Origin of the sequence: Kineococcus lubricus (assembly GCF_050871965.1) — a bacterium.
In the GTDB taxonomy this organism is placed as follows: Bacteria; Actinomycetota; Actinomycetes; order Actinomycetales; family Kineococcaceae; genus Kineococcus.
In genome coordinates this window covers 30,790-53,458 of the sequence record NZ_JBJLSK010000006.1, presented here as the reverse complement: position 1 = coordinate 53,458, position 22,669 = coordinate 30,790, and the positions used below count along the sequence as shown (strand labels likewise).

Here is a 22,669-nt window from a genome sequence, read left to right as displayed (position 1 = left end):
TGCAGAGTAGTTGACCGTCGGAGGAGCCGGGAAACCGGCGCCGGTGCCCTGTGGACGACGGGGTGTCGCACCGGGCCTCTACGGTGATCGTCGTGACCACCGACCGGGTGCCGCCCCGCCTCGTGCTCGACGTCGCCCTCGTCGTGCTCGCCGCGCTCGTCGGGGCCGGGCTGGCCCTGGAACGGGCCGAGCTGTGGGACGCCTCCGACCGCGTGGTCGCCGCCCTCATCGTGCTGACGGCCCTGCTGGCCATCGTGCCCGCCGTGCTGCGGGCGGTCTCCGAGGTCCGGGGCCGGCGCACCGCCGCCCAGCGCGAGCTGTTCGACGACGTCCTCTCCGGTGCCCTGTGGGCCGTCTCCGACGCCTCCGGCCACGACCCGCGCGACCTGGCCCTGGCCGCCTACCGCCTCCGCCGGCCCCGGTGGCGTCCCGCGGCGCTGGAGCGCGTGCACCGGGTCCGGGCCCGGCGCCGCCCCGTCGCCTCGGGGGTCACCTGGGCGCCGGGCAAGGGCGTCGTCGGCGAGTGCGTCGCCTCCGGCGCCGTGGTCGCCCGCGACGTCGCCGCCCTGGAGGCGGCCGGGGACGCGCAGGGGCTGAGCGAGGCCGAGTTCGCCCGGGTCCGCGGCAAGTACGCCGTCGTGGTGGCCGTCCCGCTCGTGGACGACTCCGGCCCCCGCTCGGCCGTCACCGGCTGCCTGGCCCTGGACGGCCCGGACGGGTCGTTGCCGGCGCTGACCCGGCCCGAGGTGCTCGCCGTGCTGGAGGCGTGCGGCCGTGCGCTGCAACGGCTCACCGGCGCCACACCGCCGGCCACCGGGTTCGCCGCACCGAGCGGTGCCCGGCGGCTGCGGTCCGCGCTGGAGCGGCAGGGGAGCCCCGACGAGCGCGTCGCGGCGGCCGGGGACGAGGTCGGCTCGTGACCGGGGGACGGTACCCGCTGGTCACGGCCTGACCGGCGCTCGCGACGGGCAGGACCCGTCACAGGCCGACGTGCGCGGCGGGGTTGCCGGGGAACGGCCGGTCCTCGCGCACGCAGGCGGCCAGGGCCGCGGCCGAGCGGTGCCCGGTCTGCCGCGCGATGGAGACGCCGGGCACGCCCGCCCGGGTCGCGGACGTGACGAACCCGGCACGGAGGCTGTGCCCGGAGAACAGGCTCGGGTCCAGACCGGCGTCGAGGGCGCGCCGCTTGACGACCTCGGCGACCCCGCGGTCGCCGAGGCGCTCCAGGCGCAACGACTTGCCGCCCTTGGTCATCCGCAGGAACGCGGGCCCGTCGGTGAGGCGGGCCACCCGGACCCAGGTGCGCCACGAACGCACGGGGCAGGTCTGCGCCCGGTGGCCCCAGGGGAGCTCGACGACCCGTTCGTCGCGGGAGCCGGCGGCGCGGATCGTCACGAGCAGCCGCTCGGTCTCGTCGACGACGTCCCCGACGTCGAGGGCGCTGAGCTCGGAGCGGCGCAGGGCGCCGGCGAACCCCAGGACGAGCAGGGCCCGGTCCCGGTGGTCCATGGCGGAGTCGACGAGCGGGGCGACGAGGTCGGCCAGCCCGCGCGTCTCGAGCGCGTCGACGCGGCGGCGCGGCCGCTCCGGTGCGTGGACGCGGCGCAGGCCCCGCCACACCAGGCCGACGTGCTCGCCGTCGGTGGGGGAGGGGACCCCGATCAGCGCGTGCGCCACGGCGATCGCGGCCAGCCGTCGCTGCAGGGTGGCGATGGACAGCGACTCCACGTGGGCCCGGAGGTACTCGGCCACGGTCTGCGGCTCGGCGGGCAGCGGCTGCCGCTCCTCGACCGCGCACCACTGACCGAAGTGGGCCAGGTCGACGGCGTACGCCCGCCACGTCGCGGGAGCGCGCACCGCGCGGCGGACCGGGTCGAGGGAGGCGAACCAGGTCTGCAGCGTGTCGGCGTCGAAGGTCGGCGGCGGTTCGAGCGGGGGGAGCAGGACGGCGACCAGTTCGGCGGGGACGTCGGCGGACCCGGTGGCGCTCATGCGACCACAGTAGCATAGGAAATTTAGTTATTGGAGTCAATACGAACACTAATGTTGGAAGGGTTAAAGAACAAAGACGGACCGCCCCGACCGAGGGGGCCCGGACGGAGCGCGGCAGGGAGCTATCCTGACCGGGCCCCTGGTGAACTCCGTCACGGACCCGGGGGACGAGGCGCGCCCACCTCGACTCCGGTGGCCGCTGACAGGACGTCGTCGCCCGCCCGCACACGCGCGGGTCGGCCGGGGACGTCCCCTCGCGCGGGGCGGTGTCCGCGGGCCCATCGGCCGCGGTGTCCCGTGCGAGACCCAACCCTCCCTGCACACCTGGAGCTGTCGTGCCCGCGTTGCGTTCCCGTACCTCGACCCACGGCCGGAACATGGCCGGTGCCCGTGCGCTGTGGCGAGCCACCGGCATGACCGACGGGGACTTCGGCAAGCCGATCGTCGCGATCGCGAACTCGTACACGCAGTTCGTCCCGGGCCACGTGCACCTCAAGGACATGGGGGACCTGGTGGCCGGCGCGATCGCCGAGGCCGGGGGCGTGTCCAAGGAGTTCAACACCATCGCCGTCGACGACGGCATCGCCATGGGGCACTCGGGGATGCTCTACTCCCTGCCCAGCCGTGAGCTCATCGCGGACTCGGTGGAGTACATGGTCAACGCCCACCAGGCCGACGCGCTGGTGTGCATCTCGAACTGCGACAAGATCACCCCGGGCATGCTCATGGCCGCCCTGCGGCTGAACATCCCGGCCGTGTTCGTCTCCGGCGGGCCGATGGAGGCCGGCAAGGCCGTCGTCGTCGACGGTGTCGCGCACGCCCCGACGGACCTCATCACCGCGATCGCGGCCTCGGCCTCGCAGCAGGTGACCGACGCCGGCCTGGACGCCGTGGAGCGGTCGGCGTGCCCGACCTGCGGGTCCTGCTCGGGCATGTTCACGGCGAACTCGATGAACTGCCTCACCGAGGCGCTGGGGCTGTCGCTGCCGGGCAACGGGTCGACTCTGGCGACGCACGCGGCGCGCCGGGACCTGTTCCTGCGCGCCGGGTCGCTGATCGTGGAGCTGGCGAAGCAGTACTACGACGGCGACGACGAGTCGGTGCTGCCGCGCAGCATCGCGAACAAGGCGGCGTTCTCGAACGCGATGGCGCTGGACGTCGCGATGGGCGGGTCCACGAACACGGTGCTGCACATCCTGGGGGCGGCCCAGGAGGCCGAGCTCGACTTCACGCTGGACGACATCGACGCCATCAGCCGCAGGGTGCCGTGCCTGTCGAAGGTCGCCCCGAACTCCGACTTCCACATGGAGGACGTCCACCGCGCCGGCGGGATCCCCGCGATCCTCGGTGAGCTGTGGCGGGCGGGGCTGCTGGACGAGTCGGTGCGGACGGTCCACAGCCCGGACCTGGCGTCCTGGCTGTCGGCGTGGGACGTGCGGGCGCAGTCCCCGAGCGAGGAGGCGGTGGAGCTGTTCCACGCCGCGCCCGGCGGGGTCCGCACCACGCAGGCGTTCTCCACGCAGAACCGGTGGAACTCCCTGGACACCGACGCCGAGAACGGGTGCGTGCGCGACCTCGCGCACGCCTACACCGCCGACGGGGGGCTCGCGGTCCTGGAGGGCAACCTGGCCACCGAGGGCGCGATCATCAAGACCGCGGGCATCGACCCGTCGCTGTTCCACTTCGAGGGGACCGCGATCGTGTTCGAGTCCCAGGAGGACGCGGTCACCGGGATCCTGTCGGGGGCGGTGAAGCCGGGCCACGTCGTCGTCATCCGCTACGAGGGCCCGGCCGGGGGGCCGGGCATGCAGGAGATGCTGCACCCCACGTCGTTCATCAAGGGCCGCGGGCTGGGCAAGGTGTGCGCGCTGGTCACCGACGGCCGGTTCTCGGGCGGGTCGAGCGGGATCTCCATCGGGCACGTCTCCCCGGAGGCGTGGGCCGGTGGCCTGATCGGCCTGGTCGAGGACGGTGACCGCGTCGAGATCGACGTCGAGACCCGCAGTCTGCACCTGCGGGTGGACGAGGCGGTGCTGGCCGAGCGGCGGGCGAAGATGGAGTCCTCCGAGCGCCCGTGGGAGCCGAAGGACCGCGACCGGCCGCTGACGGCGGCCCTGCGCGCCTACGCGGCGATGGCGACGTCGGCGTCCACCGGCGCGGTCCGCCGGGTGCCGGAGCGTTCCCACCGCCGCTGACGGCGGACCGGACCGAGCGGTGTCAGGTGGCGGCGACGACGGAGTCGCCGTCCACCTGCACCTCGACGGGGTCGAGCGGGGCCGTCGCCGGGCCCTGGAGGACCTTCCCGGTCAGCAGCTCGAAGCGGGACCCGTGGCACGGGCAGTCCAGCTCGTCGTCCCGGACGGCGACGGCGCAGCCCTGGTGGGTGCACAGGCCGCTGAAGGCGACGATCTCGCCGGCGGTGGGCTGGGCGACGACGACGGCGGAACCGGCGGCGTTGGTGACGACGACGGCCGACCCGACGGGGACGTCGGCGACCTTCGCCAGCTCCTCGGGGCCGGAGGCCGTCGACCCGCTGGTCGCGCTGGTGGTCGTGGTCGTGGACGTGGCCGGGGTCCCGGTGCTCGTGGTGGTGTCGTCGCCGCAGGCGGCGAGGACCGAGCCGATCCCGAGGGTGCCGCCCCCGGCGGCGAGCGCCCGTCGCCGGGACAGGACGGCGCGGGTCAGGGGGTGGGGGGTGCGGGCGGCGTCGTCCACGGTGGTCCTCCGTCAGGGGTCGGTGCAGCTTCCTGGGGACTGAACGGTGGGCGGGGTCGTCCGGTTCAGCGGGGTCGCGGTCCTCGGGTGGACGAGCGCTGGGTGCCGCAGTCGCCGTGGGTGCTGCTGGGGACGTCCCGCTGGTTCACCGTGCGGCGGTCAGGTACTGGTCGGCCCAGGCGCTGACGATGCGGGCGGCCCGGCGGGCCTGCCCGCGGGCGGTGAGCAGGTGGTCGGAGCCTTCGAGGGCGATGAAGCTGCGCGGGTGCGGGGCGGCTTTGAAGATGGCGCTGGCGTTCTCCACGTTCACGGTGGAGTCGGTGGGGGAGTGCATCACCAGCAGCGGCACGGTGAGGCGGCGGATCCGGTGCTTGAGGTCGGCGGCGCGGACGTCCTCGATGAAGGCGCGCTTGAGGGTCAGGGCCCGGCCGCCGACGAGCCACTCCGCGTGGCCCTCGGCCATCACCTTCTCCAGCAGCGCGTCGTAGTTGTGCTCGACGTGGCGGGGTTCGGACGGGGCGCCGATGCTGACGACGGCCCGCAGGCCCGGGACCTGCCCGGCGGCGGCGATGACCGCTGCGCCGCCGAAGGAGTGGCCGACGAGCAGGTCGACGGGGGTGCCGCGGGCGGCCATGAACTGCGCGGCGAGCACGGTGTCGGACACCTTGTGGGTGAAGGAGCCGTCGCCCCAGTCGCCCTCGGAGCCGCCGAGGCCGAGGTTGTCGAAGCGCAGCATGCCGATGCCCTCGTCGGCCAGGCCGCGGCAGATGCGGTAGGCGGCGGGGGAGTCCTTGCCGAGGGTGAAGCCGTGCGCGAAGACGCCCCACCCGCGGACCGGCCCGTCGGGCACGTCCAGGAGACCGGCCAGCCGGTGGCCGGTCGAGCTGGGGAACGACACCTGCTCGGCCACCGTCCGACCCTACTGGTCGCCGCCCGCGAGCGCCGGGGTGCGGTGGGGGGCCTGGGCCGGGGCTTGTTGCGAGTAGATTGCAACAAGCTGATGTGAGGAGGTCCGGGTGTCGCTCGTCGCCGACCCGTTGGGGGTGCGTGCCCGTACTCGGCGCAACACGTTCGTGGTGCTGGTCCTGGTGCTGCTGCTGGTGGTGACGGCGACGGCCGCCGTGGCGGTGGGGGCGGTGTTCGTGGCGCCGGCGGACGTGGTGGGCATCGTGGCGCACTCGGCGGTGGGGTGGCCGGCGGTGGGGGACTGGCCGGCCGAGCACGAGGCGATCGTGTGGTCGGTGCGGTTGCCGCGGGTGCTGCTGGGTCTGGCCGTGGGGGCGGGGCTGGCGGTGTGCGGGGCCGCGTTGCAGGCGATGGTGCGCAACGTGCTGGCCGACCCGTACGTGCTGGGCATCAACTCGGGCGCGTCGTGCGGGGCGGCGGCGGCGATCCTGTTCGGGGCCTTCGCGAGCCTGGGTGAGCACGCCCTGTCGGGCAGCGCCTTCCTGGGGGCCCTGGCGGCGTCGCTGCTGGTGTTCGCGGTGGCGCGGGCGGCGGGGGTGGTGACGTCGGTGCGGCTGCTGCTGGCCGGGGTCGCCGTGGGGTACGCGCTGAGCGCGTCGACGAGCTTCCTCGTCTTCGCGTCGGGGTCGGCCGAGGGGGCCCGCTCGGTGATGTTCTGGCTGCTGGGGTCGCTGGCCCTGGCCACGTGGGGTTCGCCGCTGACCGTCGTGCTGGTGGTGACCGTCGCGGTGGTGGTGCTGCTGCGCTGGTGGGCGCCGGGTCTGGACGCGCTGGCGATCGGGGACGAGACCGCGCGGACGGTGGGGGTGGACCCGGTCGCGTTCCGCACCCGGCTGCTGGTGCTGGTGTCCCTGGGGGTCGGGGTGCTCGTGGCGGCCAGCGGCAGCATCGGGTTCGTCGGGCTCGTGGTCCCGCACCTGGCCCGGCGGCTGGTGGGGGCCGCGCACCGCTGGGTGGTGCCGGTGTCGGCGTTGCTGGGTGCGTCGCTGCTGCTGTGGGCGGACCTGCTGGCCCGCACGTTGATGGCGCCGCAGGAGCTGCCGCTGGGGATCGTCACGGCCCTGGTCGGGGCCCCGTTCCTGCTGCACCTGATCCGCAACCAGTACTCCACCGAGAAGTCGTGAAGGGACGTCCCGTGCGTCGTCTGACTCCTGCCCTGGTGCTCCTGCTGCTGACCGCCTGCGGCGGTTCCGGGACCGGTGCCGAGGGGACCGCCCCCGGGGCCGGGTACCCCCTGACGGTCCGCAACTGCGGCGCCGACGTCACCTTCGACGCCGAGCCCGAGCGGGTCGTCCTGCTCAAGAGCGCGGCCGTGCCGTTCTTGCACGACCTGGGGGTGCTGGACCGGGTCGTGGCCCGCGCCGGTCGGTTCCCGGCGGACTACTACGACGAGGCGACCCGGGCGGAGCTGGACGCGATCCCGTCGCTCACCGACCGGCTGGACACCAGCGGTCACCTGCAGATCTCCCGGGAGGTCGTCATCGCCCAGCGACCGGACCTGGTCATCGGTGAGGTCGACAACCTCGACCGCGCGACGCTGGAGGCGGCCGGCATCCCGTTGCTGGAGGAACCGGCGCTGTGCGGTTCGGGGGTCCCGGACGTGGGCTTCGACGACGTGTCCGAGCAGATGGAGTTCTACGGCGCGGTGTTCGACCGGCGGGAGCGTGCGGCGGCTGCGGCGGCGGAGCTGCGCGAGCGGGTCGCCGACCTCACCGTCCCCGCCACCGGCCGGACCGCGGCGGTGCTGTACCCCACGGTCGGCGGTGGGGTCACCTACGCCTACGGCTCGGCGAGCATGGCGAACCCGCAGCTGGAGGCGGCCGGTTTCACGAACGTCTTCGCCGACGTGGACGACCGGGTGTTCGAGGTCACCCGTGAGGAGCTCATCGCCCGTGACCCCGACGTGCTGGTGCTGCTGCACAGCGACGGGGACCCGCAGGCGGTGACCGAGGCCGTCACGTCGATGCCGGGTCTGGCCGGCGTGACCGCGGTCCGCGACGGCGCCGTCCTGCCGCTGCTGTTCAACTTCACCGAGCCGCCGACCCCGCTGGCCGTGGAGGGTCTGGCGCGGATCGTCGAGCGGTTCCCCCCGGTGGGGGCGGTCTCGTGATCGAGGCCCGCGGGGTCGAGTTCGGTTACGGCGGTGCGCCGGTGCTGCGCGGGGCCGACCTGCGGGCACCGGACGGGAAGGTCACCGGGTTGCTGGGGCCGAACGGCAGCGGCAAGACGACGTTGCTGCGCACGCTGTACGGGTCGTTGACCCCGTCGGCGGGGTCGGTGCGGATCGACGGGGTGGACGTGGGTGCGCTGTCCACCCGGGAGCTGGCGCGCAGGGTGTCGGTCGTGGTGCAGGAGCACGGGGGGGACCTGCCGCTGACGGTGGCGGACATGGTGCTGCTGGGCCGGACCCCGCACCGGGGGCCGTTCGGGGGGACCACCGCCGCCGACCGCGACGTGGTGGGGGAGTCGTTGCGGCGGGTGGGGGCGTTGTCGCTGGCCCCGCGGGGTTTCGCCGGGTTGTCCGGTGGGGAGAAGCAGCGGGTGCTGGTGGCGCGGGCGCTGGCGCAGTCGGCCGGGCACCTGCTGCTGGACGAGCCGACGAACCACCTGGACGTGCGGTACCAGCACGAGGTGCTGGACCTGGTGCGGGGGCTGGGGTCGACGGTGGTGGTGGTGCTGCACGACCTGAACCTGGCGGCGGTCTACTGCGACGAGGTCGTCCTGCTGCACGAGGGCGCGGTGCACGCCGCCGGGACCCCCGAGGAGGTGCTGACCCCGGGGAACGTCGAGGCGGTCTACGAGGTGGACGTGCGCCGGCTGGACCTCGGCGACGGGTTCCAGCTGGCCTTCCGGCCCCGGCGAGGGGGTCGCCGGTGAGCGCTCAGGAACGGATCGACGAGTACTGGACGTGGCGGGCGCCGTCGTACGACGACGACCAGCTGCGGGTCGACCACGCCCGGCCGCTGTGGCGGGACGTCTGGTCGCGGGCGCTGCCGTCGCCCGTGGACGTGCTGGACGTCGGCACCGGCAGCGGGTACGTCGCGCACCTGCTGGCCGGGCTGGGGCACCGGGTGACCGGGGTCGACCGGTCGGTGGGGATGCTGCAGCGGGCCCGGTCGCGCGGGGCGGCGGTGGAGTTCGTGCGGGGGGACGCGGTGGACCCGCCGTTCCGGGCGGGCCGTTTCGACGCGGTGGTGAGCCGGTACGTGGTGTGGACGTTGCGAGACCCGGTGGCCGCGGTGCGGAACTGGCGGCGGGTGCTGCGCCCCGGGGGGCGGCTCGTCGTGGTGGACGGGGCGTGGTTCCCCGACGGGCTGGGTCGCGGGGGTGGGCCGGAGTTCGCGGCGGCGTACGCCGGGGTGGACCTGCCGCTGGTGTCGGGGTCGCCGCGGGCGCTGAGGGACCTGCTGGCGGCGGGCGGTTTCACCGGGATCCGCAGCGAACCGCTGACGGACCTGTTCGAGCACGACCGGCGGCACGGGGTGTCCCCGGGGCACCGGCCGACGTTGCAGCACCTCACGACGGCGGTGGCGCCGCCAGGGCCGTGAGGTTGGCCGCCAGGCGGGCCGCGGCGTCGCGCACCTCGGCCGGTTCGAGGACCTCGGCGGGGAACCCGAGGCGGGCGGTGTGCGCCGCGATCCAGTCGGGGTCGTCACCGGCGACGAGGAGCAGGCACCGCCGGGGCGCCTCGGGGACGACCTGCCCGACCTCGGGCGGGACGAGGTCGCGCACGGTGTCGGCGGGGGCGTGCACGCGGATGCGGGCGGTGAACCGGTAGGGGGACCGGGTCAGGGAGCGCTCGACGAGTTCGGCCGGGTCGGGGTCGGGGTGGGGGCGCGGGGGGCAGGTCAGGGTCGTGACGTGCACGTCGTGGACCCGGTCGAGCCGGAAGGTGCGCCAGTCGTCGCGGTCGAGGTCGTAGGCCACGAGGTACCAGCGGCGGCCGGTGGTGACCATCCGCACCGGTTCGACGGTGCGTTCGGCGTCGCGGTGGGTGAAGCGGGTGCGCCGGTGGTCGCGGCAGGCGTGGGCCAGCGCCACCAGCAGGTCGGGGTCGATCGGGGTGCCCGGGGCGGTGAGGGTCTGGGTGGCGGCGTGCACGGCGCGGACCCGTTCCCGCAGCCGCGGGGGCATGACCTGGTCGAGCTTGGCCAGGGTGCGCACGGCGGCGTCGTCGACGCCGGTGACGGTGCCCCCGGCGGCCACCCGCAGGCAGATGGCGGTCGCGACGGCCTCCTCGTCGTCGAGCAGCAGCGGGGGCAGGCGGGCGCCGGCGCCGAGCCGGTACCCGCCGCCGGCCCCGGCGGTGGCCGGCACCGGGTAGCCCAGGGAGCGGAGCCGGTCGACGTCGCGGCGCACCGAGCGGTCGGTGACGCCGAGCTCGGCGGCGAGGTCGGCGGCCGTCCACCGCGAGCGCCGTTGCAGCAGTTCCAGCAGCCGCAGGACGCGTTCGGCCGTCGATGCTCCCGGTGTTGCGCTCACCGGCCCATCGTGCACCCGGACCGGCCGATCGCGGACCGGTTCTGTCCGTGATCGGCGGGAGGGTGGGGTCATGACTCGTGAGGTGCAGGTGACGTTCGACGCGGCTCACCCGGGCACGCAGGCCCGGTTCTGGGCGAAGGTGCTGGGGTACCGGGTGCAGCCGCCCCCGCCGCCGTTCGAGACGTGGGCCGAGGCGCTGGAGGCTTTCGGGGTGCCCGCCGAGCGTCGCGACGACGCGTCGGCGGTCGTGGACCCGGACGGGCGTGGGCCGCGGGTGTTCTTCCAGAAGGTCCCCGAGGGCAAGGTGGTCAAGAACCGGGTGCACCTGGACGTGCGCGCCGCGCCCGGGCTGGAGGGGGCCGAGCGGATGGCGGCGCTGGAGGCGGAGGCCGAACGGCTGGTCGCGGTGGGGGCCACGGTCCTGTGTCGGCGGGAGCCGCAGCCGCCGCTGGAGGCCGGGCACCTGGTGCTGGCCGACCCCGAGGGCAACGAGTTCTGCCTGGACTGACCGGCGAGCGGGCCCGGCAGGGTCCGGGGCCGTGTCCCGGGACGTCGCGCGCCCTGTGCTCGTCCTGTTCGTCGCGACCGCGGTGCCGGCCTGCGCGGAGGGTGGTGTGGGCGGCGACGGTGCTGCCGGAGCGGGTCCCGACGCACTTCGGGCCCGGCGGCGAGGCGGGCGCGTGGGGTTGGGCGGCCGGGGCGGTGACGTCCCTGGCCGTGCTCACGGCGGGTCCGGTCGGGACGTTCTCGGCGCTGGCGCGGTGGGTGCCGCGGGCGCGGTGGGAGTGGGTGGACGTGCCGCGCGAGCAGGAGTGGGTCGACGTGCCGCGCGAGCAGGAGTGGGTCGACGCCGGTCTGGGGGGGCGAGCTGCGCCGGCGGTTGCGCACCGACCTGCTGGTGTGGGTACCGGGATGGACGTCTTCGCCGGGTCGCTGACCGTGGCGGTGGTGCAGGCCGCCCGGTCGGCCGGTCACGGACTGCCGGGGTGGTGGTCCGCGGTCCTGGCGGGGTGGCTGGTGTTCACCGCCGGCCACGTGGTCGTGACGTGCGCGGTGCGGTACCGGCCGCCGGCGGGGGTCCGGGCGTCCTGAGCGCCGACGCCCCCGGTGGTCGAGGGAATCTTGACCACCGGGGGCGTGGGTGCGTGCTGTGCGCCGGGTGAGGGTGGTCACCCGGCGGGGGAGGGGGCCGGTCTCACTCCGCGATCGGCGACGGGCCGAGCTCGGCGAGGAGTTCGCCCATCTTCTGGTACGCGCGGTTGCGGTAGTCGATGAGGGCGGCGAGCTTCTCGGGCTCGAGCTCGAGGAAGCCCGAACCGGTCTTGGTGCCGAACTTGCCCTGCTCGACGAGGGCCGTGAGGTTGGCCGGTGCGGACAGCCGCTCCCCGAAGTGGCCCTCGAGGACCTTGAAACCCTTGGCGTACACGTCGAGACCGGCCATGTCGGCGATCGCGAACGGGCCGAAGAACGGCAGCCGGAAACCGAAGGTCGTCGAGACGATGGTGTCGACGTCGGCCGGGGTCGCGACGCCCTCCTCGACGACCGACATGGCCTCCTTGAGCAGGACGTACTGCAGGCGGTTCAGGACGAAGCCGGGGACGTCCTGGACCTGGGCGCCGCGGCGGCCAGCGCGGGTGAGCAGGTCGTCGATCAGCGGCAGCACGGCCGGGTTCGTCGCCTCACCGGTGACGAGCTCGACGCCGGGGATGAACGGGGCCGGGTTGGAGAAGTGCACCGTGAGGAACAGCGAGGCGTCCTCGAAGGCTTCGGCGAGGACCTTCACCGGGATGGTGGAGGTGTTGGTCCCGATGATCGTGCCGGGGGCGACGGCCTTCTCGACGCGCGAGAGGACGTCCTTCTTCACGGCCGGGTCCTCGAAGACGGCTTCCTCGACGAAGTGCACGTCGGCGACGGCTTCCTCGATGGAGTCGGCCGGGTGGAACTTCTGCTTGAGCACCTCGGTGCTGCCCTGCGCGAACAGCCCCTGCGCCTCGAAGAGCTCGGACTCCTTCAGCAGCCGCTCGTAGTTGCGCTGCGTGGACTCCCGGTCGGCGTCGGCCAGCCAGACGTCGTTGCCGGCGAGCGCCAGCGACTGCGCGATGCCGCCGCCCATGTAGCCGGTGCCGATCTGGGCGACCTTGGTGATCTTGTCGGTGCGGGGTGCGGTGGGCACGTGGGTCTCCTAGAGGTGGTCCGCTCCGTTGAGCGGGTGGGCCGCGATCTCCTCGATCACGGCGGCGAAGTTGGCGACGTCGTGGGCGAAGCGGCCCAGGAACAGGCCGTCGACGCCCTCGGCGACGTCGGTGAACATGCCGGGGCCCGCGCTGCCGCCGTAGAGGATGCGCGTCAGGCCCGAGCGGTGCGACAGTGCGTCCCGCAGCCGCGTGGTGACGCCCACGACGTGCTCCGGCGGTGCCGGTTCGGTCTGCCCGATCGCCCAGTTGGGTTCGTAGCCGATCGCGACCTCGGCGTCGGACGGGACGTCCTCGAGCGCGGCCAGGACCTGGCTGATGGTGGTGCGGGCGGCGTCGTCGACGTCGATGCGGACGTTCTCGCCGATGCACACCAGCGGGACGAGGCCGTTGCGGGCCGCGGCGGCCGCCTTGCGGGCGGTGACGATGTCGTCCTCGGCGAACATGCGGCGCCGTTCGGCGTGCCCGATCTCGACGAACCTGGCCCCCGCCTCGCGCAGCGCGGCGGGGGACACCTCACCGGTGAGGGCCCCGAAGTCCTCCCAGGAGGCGTCCTGGGCGCCGACGGAGATGCCCGTCCCGCGCAGCAGGTCCAGCCCGGTGGTGATGGTGAGGAAGTCGGGGATGACGAACGCGTCCACGCCCGACTCGGTCACCAGGGGACCGAGGGTCGCGACGTCGGCGAGGTAGCTGCGCGTGCGGGCCAGCGAGAAGTACATCTTCAGGCTGACCCCGACGAGCGGGCGGGGACGGGTCGTCATGGTCGGCAGTGCTCCAGGTCGCAGGGGGTCTCAGCAGGAACCGACGCTACCCGCCTGCTCCGCGGCGCCGGTCTCGTACCCGGTGATCGCGTCGACCTTGGCCGCCGACGCCGAGGTCTCGTCGAACGTGTAGCCCAGGAACTCCTTGGCCAGGCGCCGCGCCAGCTCCTTGCCGATGACCCGCTCACCCAGGGTCAGGACCTGACCGTTGTTCGACAGGACCAGCCGCTCCACCGAGAACGAGTCGTGCGCCACCGAGGCGCGGATGCCCGGCACCTTGTTCGCCGCGATCGCCACCCCGATCCCCGTGCCGCACACGAAGATCCCCCGGTCGGCCTCCCCGGCGGCGATCTTGCGGGCCCCGGCGACGGCCACGTGCGGGTAGGCGGTCTTGTCGGTGTCGGAGTTCACCCCGACGTCCAGGACCTCCTTGACCCGGGGGTCCTTCAGCAGGTCGGCCTTGATCGCGTCCTTGTAGGACACCCCGGCCTCGTCGGCCGCCAGCACCACGCGCCACTGCAGGTCAGTCATGGTTCGTCCTCTCGTCCAGTGCTCGTCGTCAGAGCTTGTCGGCGACCGTGCGGGTCACCAGGGCCAGCGACACCGCGCCGGCGTCGGGGTGGCCCAGGGACCGCTCGGCCAGCGGGCGGGCCCGCCCGATCTGCGGGCGCAGGTCCTTGGTGGCCTCCGCGGCGGCGGTGGAGGCCTGCGCGGCGGCGGTGAAGGCCGTCTTGAGGTCGTCGCCGGCGCCGACGCGCTCGGCGAGCGTCTCGGCGAAGGGGACCTGGGCGTCGAGCATGGTCTTGTTGCCCACGCGGGCCCCGGCCAGGCGCTGGACGGCTTCGACGGAGGCGGTGGCCCCGGCGGCTACCTGCTCGGCGGTGGGCTTGCCCTCGTCGCCGAGCTGGTCGGCGAAGGCGTGCAGCAGGACGCCCCAGATGACCCCGGAGGTGCCGCCGGCGCGGTCGGCCCAGGCGCCGCCGGCCGCGGCCAGGGTGGAGGCGGCGCCGGCGCCGGCGTCGGCGGCCGCGCGGGCGGCCTGGGCGGCGGCGACCGAGCCGTTGACCATGCCGGTGCCGTGGTCGCCGTCACCGGCGATGGCGTCGATGCGGCCCAGCTCGGCCTCGGCGTCCTTGAGGACGTCGCGGACGGCTTCGATGAGCCCGGCGACCTGCTGCCCGGCGGCCTGCGCGGCCTCGGGGGTGCCGGAGTAGTCGGCGACCTCGTCGGCCGGCGGCACGTACGCCGGGGCGGGGGTCGTCTCGATCGTGGGGCCCACCGACAGCGCGGGGCACTGCGCCGGGGCGGTCCACAGCGTCTCCAGCTCCTCGTCCAGCCACGTCACGGTCAGCGACGCGCCGGCCATGTCGAGGGAGGTGACGAGCTCGCCGACCTGCGGGGCGACGATCTCGTAGCCGGCTGCGCGCAGCCGGGCCGCGATCGGGCCGTACAGCAGGAACAGCTCCTCGTACTTGGTGGAGCCGAGCCCGTTGACCAGGACGGCGATCTTCCCGCCGTCCCCCTCGACGCCACTGATGCCTTCGGGTTTGCCGGCCAGGACCTTGTCGACCAGCAGGTCGGCGATCTCGGCGGGGGTGCCGATGGGTTCCTCGGAGATGCCGGGCTCGCCGTGGATGCCCAGCCCCACGCCCATGTGGCCCTCGGTGACGGTGAACAGCGGTTCGGTCTCCCCGGGCAGGGTGCAGCCGGCGAAGGCGATGCCCATGGAGCGGGTCACGTCGTTGGCGTGGCGGGAGACCCGGACGACGTCGTCGAAGCCGTACCCGGCCTCGGCGGCCGCACCGGCGATCTTGAAGGCGACGACGTCGCCGGCGATGCCGCGGCGCTGACCGTTGGCGCCCTGGCCCTCGGAGGCGACGTCGTCGGTGACGACGAGCAGCTCGGCCGGGATGCCCTCGGCGCGCAGCCGCTCGGCGGCCAGCCCGAAGTTGAGGATGTCCCCGGCGTAGTTGCCGAAGCCCAGCACGACCCCGCCGCCGCGGTTGGCGGCCTTGGCGACGTCGTACACCCAGCGGGTGGAGGGGGAGGCGAACACGTTGCCGCAGACGGCGGCGTCGGCCAGGCCGGGCCCGACGTACCCGGCGAAGGCGGGGTAGTGCCCCGACCCGCCGCCGGCGATCACCGCGACCTTGCCCTCGGGGGTGGCGGTGGAGCGGATCACCCCGTGCGGGACGGGCTGGACGAACCGCGAGTACACGTCCACGAACCCGGCCACGGACTCGTCGACGAACTGGGACGGGTCACCGAAGATCTTCGTCATGCGAACGGTCTCCTTCGATCGCTCAGTGGTTGCCGGACAGGGTCCGGAACGGCTGGTAGGCGGTCTCCTTGGGCAGCACCCGCCGGATGTACTCGCGGTTGGTGGCGCCGACGGAGATGCTGTCGCCGCCGTAGTGTTCCACGCAGAAGGCGCCGCGGAAACCCGCGTCGAGGGCCATGCCGATGGCCTTGCGGTAGTTGATGGTCCCGAACTCCATGGGGGCCGGGTGGGTGCGGACGGAGCCGGTGGTCGGCTCCTCGTCGCGGTAGTAGTTCTTCAGGTGCCAGTAGTTGGTGTGGGGGAACGTCTTGGCGGCGATCTCCTCCCACGGCTCGATCTCGCGGTGCAGGCGCACGATGTTGCCGAAGTCGGGGTTGAGGCCGACGTTGTCGTAGCCGACGTCCTGCACGAACTGCACCATGCCGTCGGCGGTGCCGAGGTAGGTGTCCTCGTACATCTCCAGGGAGATCTGGACGCCGACCTCCTGGGCGTGCTTGGCCAGTTCCCGGACCTTGCCGACGGCGACCTGGCGGACGTCAGCGGAGAAGTCGTCGGAGTAGCCCGGTTCGAGCCAGAACCACAGGGCCTTGGCCTGGGCGGGGGTGAAGCCGCGCATGAACCCGAAGTTCACCAGCGGGATCCCGATGGCCGCGCAGGCGTCGATGGCGCGGTGGGAGTAGGCGAGGTTCTCGTCGGCCTTCTCGTGGTCCATCACCGAGCGGCGCGAGGTGGAGAACGCGGGGATCTGCAGCCCGGCGCGGCGGACGGTCTGCGCGAACTCCTGGAGCCGGTCGGCGGGCAGGTCCGCGATGCGGATCCACGTGTCGGTCGGGTCGATGCAGGTGTAGCCGGCGTCGGTCATGACCTCGAGGGTCTCCAGCCAGCCCTCGGCCGGCTGGTCCTGCACCGTGGTGCCGTCCTTCAGGACGTGCGGGTGCGGCATCATCGGCACCGTGATCGGCCAGTTCTGGCGGGTCAGGACATCGGGGAAACCGTCGAACACGCCGGTCCCAGCGTTCGCGTCGTCGCTCACGTTCTCTCTCCAGAGGTCGTCGTGCCACCGATTCTATAGAAAATCACGCCGGTTGGCGAGTGCCTCACCCGATCGCGCGGTCCAGGACCCCCCGCAGGTGCCCGCGCATCGCCTCGCCCGCGGCCGCGGGGTCGCGCCGCTCGAAGGCCCGCACGATCGCCTCGTGCTCGGCCACGCTCTGGTCGGCGTCGGTCACCCGCTCCTCGACCTGGTGCAGGCGCTGCACGAAGCCGCGGAAGGAGTCCAGGGTCCGCACGATGAACGGGTTGCCGGTGCCGGCCGCGAGCAGCTCGTGGAAGGACCAGTCCGCGGCGAGGTAGTCCTTGAAGGCGGCGTACCCGGGGCCGGTGGGGGCGGTGCGCTGCTCCTCCACGGCCGCCCACAACCGGGCCACGAACGCGTCGTCGGTGCGGACGCAGGCCCGCTCGGCGTTGCCGGGCTCGACCAGGAGCCGCACGTCGACGAGCTGGGCGAGCTCCTGGGAGGACAGCAGCGGCGCGGCCCGGTACCCGCGGCGGGCGCTGCGCAGCACCAGCCCGGACCCCTCCAGGCGGGCCAGCGCCTCCCGGACCGGGGTGGCCGAGACGCCGAGCCGGTCGGCCAGCACCTGGGTGCGCAGCGCCGCGCCGGGTTCGAGGCCGCGGTTCATGAGGAGTTCCAGGATCGCGTCGTGCACGGTGTCCGTGACCCCCCGGGGAGTCGTCACCGACCAGTCGTCCATGGGACCGGGACGCTACCGGAGAGCGGCCGGGGCTACGGTGACGCGGGTGAACGCCGAGACGAGCACCGCCCAGGGGACGACCGTGGCCGAGAGCGAGGTCGTGGACCTGTGCCGCGACCTGCTGCGCATCGACACCTCGAACTACGGCGACGGGTCGGGCCCGGGGGAGCGCGTGGCCGCCGAGCACGTCATGGGGCTGCTGCACGAGGTCGGGCTGCAGCCGGAGTACGTCGAGGCTTTCCCCCGGCGCGGCAACGTGGTCGTCCGGGTCCCCGGCGACGAGGCGGGCACGGCCGCGCGCGGCGCGCTGCTGCTGCACGGCCACCTCGACGTCGTGCCCGCCCAGGCCGCCGACTGGAAGGTCGACCCCTTCGCCGGGGAGATCGCCGACGGCTGCCTGTGGGGCCGCGGCGCGGTCGACATGAAGGACATGGACGCCATGCTGCTGGCGATCCTGCGGGACCTGGCCCGCACCGGGACCCGCCCGCCGCGGGACCTGGTGTTCGCGTTCCTGGCCGACGAGGAGGCCGCCGGGGTCCAGGGCGCGCAGTGGCTGGTGGACCACCGCGCCGACCTGTTCGAGGGCGTCACCGAGGCCGTCAGCGAGGTCGGGGGTTTCTCCGTCGACCTCGACGGTCAGCGGACCTACCTGCTGCAGACCGCCGAGAAGGGACTGGCCTGGCTGCGGCTGGTCGCGCACGGGCGCGCCGGGCACGGTTCGCAGGTCGGCACCGACAACGCCGTGACCCGCTTGTGCGCGGCGGTGACCCGCATCGGCGGGCACACCTGGCCGCTGGAGTACACCGCGACGGTGCGGCAGTTCCTCGAAGGGGTCTCGGAGATCACCGGCGTCGTCTTCGACGAGGACGACCCCTCGGCGCTGCTGGCGACCCTCGGCACGACGGCCCGCTGGGTGGGGGCGACGCTGCAGAACACGGCCAACCCGACGGTGCTGGAGGCCGGGTACAAGCACAACGTGATCCCCGGGTCCGCGAGCGCCCTCATCGACACCCGGTTCCTGCCGGGCCGTCAGGAGGAGCTGATGGCGACGATCCGGGAACTGGCCGGGGACCGGGTGGACGTGGAGGTCGTGAACGAGTCGGTGGCGCTGGAGACGGAGTTCGCGGCCCCGCTGGTGGACCGGATGCGGTCGGCGCTGGAGGCCGAGGACCCGGGGGCGAAGGTGCTGCCGTACTGCCTGTCGGGGGGGACGGACAACAAGTCGTTCTCGCACCTGGGGATCCGCGGGTACGGGTTCGCGCCGCTGCGGTTGCCGGCGGGCATGGACTTCGCCGGGATGTTCCACGGGATCGACGAGCGGGTGCCGGTGGACGCGCTGGAGTTCGGGGTGCGGGTGCTGCGGCGGTTCCTGGCGTCCTGCTGACCGGTCCGGGCGGGTCGGTGCGGGTCGGTACCGGTTCCCGCCCGGTCAGGGGGTGTCGGTGACGAACAGCTGCGACTCCCCGTCGTGCCACAGGCCCTGCACGACGCCGAGGTCGCGCAGGCCGATGCGGGCGGCGGTGGCGCGGCTGCGCAGGTTGTCCGGGTGGGTCAGCGCCCAGACCTCGCGGTGACCGGCGGCCAGCGCCTCCCGCACGGCGGCGGCCGCGGCGGCCGCCGCGTACCCGTGGCCGACGGCGTCGGGGTGCAGGTACCAGCCGACCTCGACCTCGCCGTGCAGGGCGTGGGGGGCGTGGAAGAGCAGGACGCTGCCCACCGGTTCGGCGCGGTCGGGGGTCACGACGGCCCGCGTCCCGAGCGGGGCGTCGTGACCCAGGGCCCACTGCTCGATGCGGGCGCGGGCCTGGTCGACGTGGGTCAGCGGCTCCCGCGCCGACTCGCCGAACCACCGGGTCACCTCCGGCCGGCTCAGCAGGTCGAACAGGCGCGGCGCCTCCTCGGGGTGCCACAGCCGCAGGGTGACCTCGGGCAGCTCCACCCCGCGCACGGTACCGGGTCAGTCCCCGGCGGGGGCTCCGGTCACGGCGTCCAGGGCGGCGCGGGTGCTGGTGCCGTCGGTTTGGGCCGTGGCGGCGGCCTCCACGAAGGTGATCATGCTCTCGGCGACGGGGGTGCCCTCCTGGGCGTCCCAGTCCTCGACGGTCAGCTGCTCGGCGACGTCGCTGAAGGCGGCGGCCGCGGCGGCCGTGTCCTCGAACCGGCCCTCGGTGAGCTCGCACCACCGGGCGAAGGCGGCCGGGAAGGCCCGTCCCTGCTCGGTCGACTCCGCGAAGCGCAGGACGGTGCCGACGGTCGCGGCGTCCAGGCTGTGCGGGGCGAGGGCCAGGGCGGTCGCGGCGGCGGGGTGCTCGGCGATGATGTCGAGGGTGCCGGCGCGCTCGGCGTCGTCCAGGAAGCGCTCGAGGCTGCGGTGGTTGCCGGCGGGCCAGGGCATCTTGTTGGCGCAGTGCGTGCGCCGGGAGGTGGCCATGGCCGGATCCTCTCACGCCCGGGCGGGTCCGGACCGGTCGAGCAGTGTTCGCAGGGCCGTGTAGGAGCTGCTGGCCGCCGCGGCGCTGCGCAGCTCGTCGGCGCCGGCGTCCACGTACTGCTGGGAGGTGGCGAGGCTGCGGTGCCCTAGCAGCCGCATGACCTCGACGGCGCTGGCCCCCCCGGCCACGACGCGGGTCGCGAACGTGTGCCGCAGCGCGTGGACCAGCGCTCCGCGCTGCACCCGGTCGCCGATGCCGGCCGCGCGGTAGCACTGCTCCACGAGGTACTGCAGCTGGTGCCGCGACAGCTGCCGGTCGGTGGTGTCGACGAACAGCGGGGCGTCCAGGCGGGCGCCGCGCGCGGCGGGGAACCGGCGGGACCTGCTCGCGAGGTACTGCTCGACGAGGTCGCCCAGGGCGGGTTCGACGGGCAGGGAACGGTCGACGTTCCCCTTGCCCCGCACCCGGATCCGCTGGTCGCCGCGGGTTCCGGCCAGGTCGCCCACGCGCAGGCCGACCAGTTCGGAACTGCGGATGCCGGTGACCAGCAATGTGGCGACGACCGCGAGGTCCCGCTCGGGCCACGGGTCGCGCGCCTGCCGCCCGGCCGCCACCGCGCTCAGCAGGATCTCCGGGGTGTCGTTGCCCCGCAACGGCTTGGGGCTCTGCGTCTCGGGACGCGGGCGGTGCACGCCGGCCATCGGGTTCCCCGTCAGGACGTCCTCGGCGACCAGGAACCCGCACAGCCCGTTCCAGGTGGACCAGCAGCGGGCGATGGAACTGCGGGCGTGGTCGAGGGAGAAGTCGGCGAACGCGGCCCGCAGGGCGGCCGTCGTCAGGTCACCCACGCGCAGGTCGTCGGTGCCGATGATGCGGGACAGCCGGGGGAGGATCGCGGCGACGTCGCGGGTGCGGGCGGCGAGGGTGTGGGGGGAGTCCTTGCGGGGGAGTCGCGCCACTTCGTAGGCGTCGACGGCCGTCGACAGCGCCGAGGAGGTGGTGAGGGACTCGAGAACCCCGGGGTTCAGGGGAGCCATGCTGACGACGGTACGGGTGGGGGAGAGCTGTGTCAAGCGGAAGTCGTTGCGCTGCAACGAGTTCCGTTCGACCTGATGGGGGAGTGCCGCATATTCCTCGTTATGCGGAGTACGTGGTGAGTCGACCCGTCGCGTCCCGTCGAGCGACTGGAGTTCCGGCTGTCGTCGGTGATCCGGTGATCCGCCGGGTTCGACGGGTCTCGGGGCCGGCGGTGATGCGGTGCGTCGTGCACGGCGACCGGATCGCCGGCCGACCTCGAACCGGCCGGCGATCCGGTGACCGTCGGCGACCTGGCGAGCATCAGCGACCAGGACGTCGGTCGACCGTCGAGGCGACCGCCGGGTGCGATCCGCGCGGCGAGGCCGGGCTCAAGACTCAGGTTCGGTGACTGCACGGCACGTGTGCCGACGAGACTCGGACGTCGTGGTCGGCCGTCACCAGCGGCGGGTGTCGGCTCCGATCAGCTCCCGGACCGTATGCCGATAATCTTCATTATGACAATCTGTGAGTGTGGTGACTGTTCGACCCCTCCCCGATGTCCTGTCTCAGACGATCTGTCCAAATCTCAAACGATCTGTCCAACGTCTCAGGCATCTGTCCAACCGCTGCCCGGCGGCCGCGACCGACGGCGCTCACCACCGGATGCGGCAGTGCATCCTCAAGGTGTGCCGGCAGCCGACGTCCAGCGCATCGGCTGAGGCTCCCGAGGTACCGCTCAGGTTGAACTACAGAGGTCGTGCGGTCCTCGATCCGGGCAGGCGCAGCCGCGGCGGCGCACCCGGCTGGTAGCTCGGTGCAGCCCTGCCGCTCGCGCTCTCCGGGATCTGGTGCATGCCCCGCTGGGTCCAGCCTCCTGCCCGGCTGACTGGTCACGACTCCCTCTGAGGGGAAGTCGCCTGGTGCGAGGTCAGCGCGTCCTTGACCACGGCGTTCAGCTGAGCCGGGTCGGGCAGCCCGGCGCGCTGCTCAGCGGTGAGGGTCTCGTAGCTGGCCACCGCCATCGGGGAGGTGGAACTGCCCAGCGCGTAGCGGACCAGGTGCTCATCCCCGCCGGTGCACAGCAAGATCCCCACCGTGGGCGCGTGCTTGGACGCATCGCGCATCTGATCCTCGACCACCGCCACGTAGGTACCCAGCTGCCCCAGGTAGGCGGGATCGAAGCGGCCCATCTTCAGCTCCACCACCACGAACCGCAGCTGGGTGTACGAGAACAGCAACAAGTCAACGATGAGGGTCTCCTCCCCCACCTCCAGCCGGTGCTGACGCCCCACGAACGCCATCCCGTGCCCGAACGCGGTCAGCGTCTGCTGCAGCCGGTCCATCAGCGCCTGCTCCAGCTCCCCGACCCGGCCGGTGAGGCTGAGGTGGTCGAAGACGTACGGGTCCCGGGTCAGCTGCTGCGCCAGCTCCGACTCCGGGGCGGCCAGCTGGGTGGCGAAGTTCGACGGTGCGGCCCCGGCCCGGGCGTGCAGGCCGGTCATGATCTGGTGCTCCAGGACGTTGCGGGACCAGCCGTGCTCCACCGCCGCGGCGGCGTACCAGGCCCGCAGCTCGGCGGTGTCGAGGCGGTCCAGCAGGACGGTGGCGTGCCGCCAGGGCAGTTGTGCACCAGCCTGGTGCACGAAGTCGCGCTGGAAGGCCGGCTCGGGCCAGGCCGCGGCGAAGGCGCGCATGTACTGCAGGTTGCGGCGGGAGAAGCCGCGCTGGTCGGGGAAGGCTTCGCGCAGGTCCGCGGCCAGGCGGTCGACGACCTTGGCGCCCCAGCCGTCCTGCTGCTGGCGGGTCAGGATGTCCCGCCCGATCGACCAGTACAAGCTCAGCAGCTCGGTGTTGGCCGCGCGGACCGCCCGAACCTGGGAGGCCTGCACCCGGGCCTTGAGGTCGGCCAGCAGCGCCGCGTAGCCGCTCGGCTCCAGCTCCCCTGCATCCTGTGCGCTGACGAGTCCCATCCTGTCGGCCGGCTCGGACGTGCCCGGCGGTCGGGTCCTGTCGACGGTGGCGTGAGGTGGCGCGATCGCCGCGACGCGGAGACCAGCCCGACCGGTCCTGCCCTGTT

Annotated in this window: 23 protein-coding genes; 9 read left to right on the top strand and 14 right to left on the bottom strand. The window is 73.7% G+C overall.

The annotated features are described in order from the left end of the window. The first annotated feature begins 92 nt into the window (after positions 1 to 92). Positions 93 to 920, top strand: a complete 828-nt coding sequence (locus ACRYRX_RS06045; RefSeq protein WP_432510930.1) for a hypothetical protein — start codon at positions 93 to 95, stop codon at positions 918 to 920. A 58-nt stretch (positions 921 to 978) separates the two neighbouring features. On the opposite strand, the gene ACRYRX_RS06040 is transcribed toward ACRYRX_RS06045, so the two are convergent. Beyond that, positions 979 to 1,992, bottom strand: a complete 1,014-nt coding sequence (locus ACRYRX_RS06040) for a tyrosine-type recombinase/integrase (RefSeq protein ID WP_432510929.1) — start codon at positions 1,990 to 1,992, stop codon at positions 979 to 981. Positions 1,993 to 2,327: 335 nt separating this feature from the next. On the opposite strand from ACRYRX_RS06040, the gene ilvD reads away from it, so the two are divergent. Then, complete coding sequence (gene ilvD, locus ACRYRX_RS06035; RefSeq protein WP_432510928.1) at positions 2,328 to 4,187, top strand: dihydroxy-acid dehydratase; 1,860 nt, start codon at positions 2,328 to 2,330, stop codon at positions 4,185 to 4,187. A 22-nt stretch (positions 4,188 to 4,209) separates the two neighbouring features. Here ilvD and ACRYRX_RS06030 read toward each other — a convergent pair whose 3' ends face one another. Both ACRYRX_RS06030 and ACRYRX_RS06025 read right to left on the bottom strand, forming a co-directional pair. Continuing rightward, positions 4,210 to 4,707 (bottom strand): QcrA and Rieske domain-containing protein, encoded by a 498-nt coding sequence (locus tag ACRYRX_RS06030; RefSeq protein ID WP_432510927.1) that lies wholly within the window; start codon positions 4,705 to 4,707, stop codon positions 4,210 to 4,212. Positions 4,708 to 4,852: 145 nt separating this feature from the next. Further along, the gene (locus ACRYRX_RS06025; protein WP_432510926.1) at positions 4,853 to 5,617 is read right to left on the bottom strand and encodes an alpha/beta hydrolase family protein; all 765 of its coding nucleotides are present in this window, start codon (positions 5,615 to 5,617) and stop codon (positions 4,853 to 4,855) included. Positions 5,618 to 5,723: 106 nt separating this feature from the next. Here ACRYRX_RS06025 and ACRYRX_RS06020 point away from each other — a divergent pair, with 106 nt between their 5' ends. Genes ACRYRX_RS06020 through ACRYRX_RS06005 form a run of 4 tightly spaced genes read left to right on the top strand, consistent with a single transcriptional unit; the run spans position 5,724 to position 9,221 of the window. Further along, positions 5,724 to 6,797 carry a FecCD family ABC transporter permease gene (locus ACRYRX_RS06020; RefSeq protein WP_432510925.1) on the top strand — a complete coding sequence of 358 codons (1,074 nt, stop codon included), beginning with the start codon at positions 5,724 to 5,726 and terminating at the stop codon, positions 6,795 to 6,797. A gap of 11 nt (positions 6,798 to 6,808) precedes the next feature. Further along, complete coding sequence (locus ACRYRX_RS06015) at positions 6,809 to 7,783, top strand: ABC transporter substrate-binding protein (protein ID WP_432510924.1); 975 nt, start codon at positions 6,809 to 6,811, stop codon at positions 7,781 to 7,783. Further along, the gene (locus ACRYRX_RS06010; RefSeq protein WP_432510923.1) at positions 7,780 to 8,550 is read left to right on the top strand and encodes an ABC transporter ATP-binding protein; all 771 of its coding nucleotides are present in this window, start codon (positions 7,780 to 7,782) and stop codon (positions 8,548 to 8,550) included. Before ACRYRX_RS06015 ends, ACRYRX_RS06010 begins: the two co-directional genes overlap by 4 nt. Then, positions 8,547 to 9,221 carry a class I SAM-dependent methyltransferase gene (locus ACRYRX_RS06005; RefSeq protein WP_432510922.1) on the top strand — a complete coding sequence of 225 codons (675 nt, stop codon included), beginning with the start codon at positions 8,547 to 8,549 and terminating at the stop codon, positions 9,219 to 9,221. The genes ACRYRX_RS06010 and ACRYRX_RS06005 overlap by 4 nt, the downstream gene beginning before the upstream one ends. On the opposite strand, the gene ACRYRX_RS06000 is transcribed toward ACRYRX_RS06005, so the two are convergent. Then, on the bottom strand, positions 9,190 to 10,155 hold the full coding sequence (locus ACRYRX_RS06000; protein ID WP_432510921.1) for a helix-turn-helix transcriptional regulator: 966 nt from the start codon (positions 10,153 to 10,155) through the stop codon (positions 9,190 to 9,192). The two genes, ACRYRX_RS06005 and ACRYRX_RS06000, sit on opposite strands and share 32 nt — an antisense overlap. Positions 10,156 to 10,225: 70 nt before the next feature. On the opposite strand from ACRYRX_RS06000, the gene ACRYRX_RS05995 reads away from it, so the two are divergent. Further along, positions 10,226 to 10,663, top strand: coding sequence for a VOC family protein (locus tag ACRYRX_RS05995; RefSeq protein ID WP_432510920.1), 438 nt, complete (start codon positions 10,226 to 10,228; stop codon positions 10,661 to 10,663). A gap of 104 nt (positions 10,664 to 10,767) precedes the next feature. Further along, the gene (locus ACRYRX_RS05990; protein WP_432510919.1) at positions 10,768 to 11,247 is read left to right on the top strand and encodes a hypothetical protein; all 480 of its coding nucleotides are present in this window, start codon (positions 10,768 to 10,770) and stop codon (positions 11,245 to 11,247) included. Between the two features lie 103 nt (positions 11,248 to 11,350). Here the strand turns inward: ACRYRX_RS05990 and ACRYRX_RS05985 are convergent, their stop codons facing one another. The 6 genes from ACRYRX_RS05985 to ACRYRX_RS05960 form a co-directional block, all read right to left on the bottom strand. Continuing rightward, positions 11,351 to 12,328 carry a 3-hydroxyacyl-CoA dehydrogenase family protein gene (locus ACRYRX_RS05985; RefSeq protein ID WP_432510918.1) on the bottom strand — a complete coding sequence of 326 codons (978 nt, stop codon included), beginning with the start codon at positions 12,326 to 12,328 and terminating at the stop codon, positions 11,351 to 11,353. 9 nt (positions 12,329 to 12,337) lie between these two features. After that, positions 12,338 to 13,108, bottom strand: coding sequence for a triose-phosphate isomerase (locus ACRYRX_RS05980; RefSeq protein WP_432510917.1), 771 nt, complete (start codon positions 13,106 to 13,108; stop codon positions 12,338 to 12,340). A gap of 30 nt (positions 13,109 to 13,138) precedes the next feature. Then, the gene (locus ACRYRX_RS05975) at positions 13,139 to 13,639 is read right to left on the bottom strand and encodes a ribose-5-phosphate isomerase (protein WP_432510916.1); all 501 of its coding nucleotides are present in this window, start codon (positions 13,637 to 13,639) and stop codon (positions 13,139 to 13,141) included. Between the two features lie 28 nt (positions 13,640 to 13,667). Continuing rightward, entirely contained in the window at positions 13,668 to 15,389 is a 1,722-nt protein-coding gene (locus tag ACRYRX_RS05970) for a dihydroxyacetone kinase family protein (RefSeq protein ID WP_432510915.1), read from the bottom strand. Positions 15,390 to 15,411: 22 nt separating this feature from the next. Continuing rightward, positions 15,412 to 16,335 (bottom strand): sugar phosphate isomerase/epimerase family protein, encoded by a 924-nt coding sequence (locus tag ACRYRX_RS05965; RefSeq protein ID WP_432511047.1) that lies wholly within the window; start codon positions 16,333 to 16,335, stop codon positions 15,412 to 15,414. A 151-nt stretch (positions 16,336 to 16,486) separates the two neighbouring features. Then, positions 16,487 to 17,143 carry a GntR family transcriptional regulator gene (locus tag ACRYRX_RS05960; protein WP_432510914.1) on the bottom strand — a complete coding sequence of 219 codons (657 nt, stop codon included), beginning with the start codon at positions 17,141 to 17,143 and terminating at the stop codon, positions 16,487 to 16,489. 46 nt (positions 17,144 to 17,189) lie between these two features. Here ACRYRX_RS05960 and ACRYRX_RS05955 point away from each other — a divergent pair, with 46 nt between their 5' ends. Further along, on the top strand, positions 17,190 to 18,527 hold the full coding sequence (locus tag ACRYRX_RS05955; RefSeq protein ID WP_432510913.1) for a M20/M25/M40 family metallo-hydrolase: 1,338 nt from the start codon (positions 17,190 to 17,192) through the stop codon (positions 18,525 to 18,527). A 45-nt stretch (positions 18,528 to 18,572) separates the two neighbouring features. Here the strand turns inward: ACRYRX_RS05955 and ACRYRX_RS05950 are convergent, their stop codons facing one another. The 4 genes from ACRYRX_RS05950 to ACRYRX_RS05935 form a co-directional block, all read right to left on the bottom strand. Continuing rightward, positions 18,573 to 19,082 carry a GNAT family N-acetyltransferase gene (locus ACRYRX_RS05950; RefSeq protein ID WP_432510912.1) on the bottom strand — a complete coding sequence of 170 codons (510 nt, stop codon included), beginning with the start codon at positions 19,080 to 19,082 and terminating at the stop codon, positions 18,573 to 18,575. 18 nt (positions 19,083 to 19,100) lie between these two features. Next, positions 19,101 to 19,574 (bottom strand): hypothetical protein, encoded by a 474-nt coding sequence (locus ACRYRX_RS05945; RefSeq protein WP_432510911.1) that lies wholly within the window; start codon positions 19,572 to 19,574, stop codon positions 19,101 to 19,103. Positions 19,575 to 19,586: 12 nt separating this feature from the next. Continuing rightward, a complete protein-coding gene (locus ACRYRX_RS05940) occupies positions 19,587 to 20,612 on the bottom strand; it encodes a tyrosine-type recombinase/integrase (RefSeq protein WP_432510910.1) in 1,026 nt (341 codons plus the stop codon). 870 nt (positions 20,613 to 21,482) lie between these two features. Further along, positions 21,483 to 22,562 (bottom strand): PDDEXK nuclease domain-containing protein, encoded by a 1,080-nt coding sequence (locus ACRYRX_RS05935; RefSeq protein ID WP_432510909.1) that lies wholly within the window; start codon positions 22,560 to 22,562, stop codon positions 21,483 to 21,485. Positions 22,563 to 22,669: the final 107 nt, after the last annotated feature.

What these genes read in the sequence shown, in the direction of transcription:
- ACRYRX_RS05975 (WP_432510916.1), bottom strand. Translation starts at nt 13,639, where the DNA reads ATGACTGACCTGCAGTGGCGCGTGGTGCTGGCGGCCGACGAGGCCGGG.
- ACRYRX_RS05965 (WP_432511047.1), bottom strand. Translation starts at nt 16,335, where the DNA reads ATGATGCCGCACCCGCACGTCCTGAAGGACGGCACCACGGTGCAGGAC.
- ACRYRX_RS05940 (WP_432510910.1), bottom strand. Translation starts at nt 20,612, where the DNA reads ATGGCTCCCCTGAACCCCGGGGTTCTCGAGTCCCTCACCACCTCCTCG.
- ACRYRX_RS05945 (WP_432510911.1), bottom strand. Translation starts at nt 19,574, where the DNA reads ATGGCCACCTCCCGGCGCACGCACTGCGCCAACAAGATGCCCTGGCCC.
- ACRYRX_RS05935 (WP_432510909.1), bottom strand. Translation starts at nt 22,562, where the DNA reads ATGGGACTCGTCAGCGCACAGGATGCAGGGGAGCTGGAGCCGAGCGGC.
- ACRYRX_RS05980 (WP_432510917.1), bottom strand. Translation starts at nt 13,108, where the DNA reads ATGACGACCCGTCCCCGCCCGCTCGTCGGGGTCAGCCTGAAGATGTAC.
- ACRYRX_RS05970 (WP_432510915.1), bottom strand. Translation starts at nt 15,389, where the DNA reads ATGACGAAGATCTTCGGTGACCCGTCCCAGTTCGTCGACGAGTCCGTG.
- ACRYRX_RS05995 (WP_432510920.1), top strand. Translation starts at nt 10,226, where the DNA reads ATGACTCGTGAGGTGCAGGTGACGTTCGACGCGGCTCACCCGGGCACG.
- ACRYRX_RS06040 (WP_432510929.1), bottom strand. Translation starts at nt 1,992, where the DNA reads ATGAGCGCCACCGGGTCCGCCGACGTCCCCGCCGAACTGGTCGCCGTC.
- ACRYRX_RS05960 (WP_432510914.1), bottom strand. Translation starts at nt 17,143, where the DNA reads ATGGACGACTGGTCGGTGACGACTCCCCGGGGGGTCACGGACACCGTG.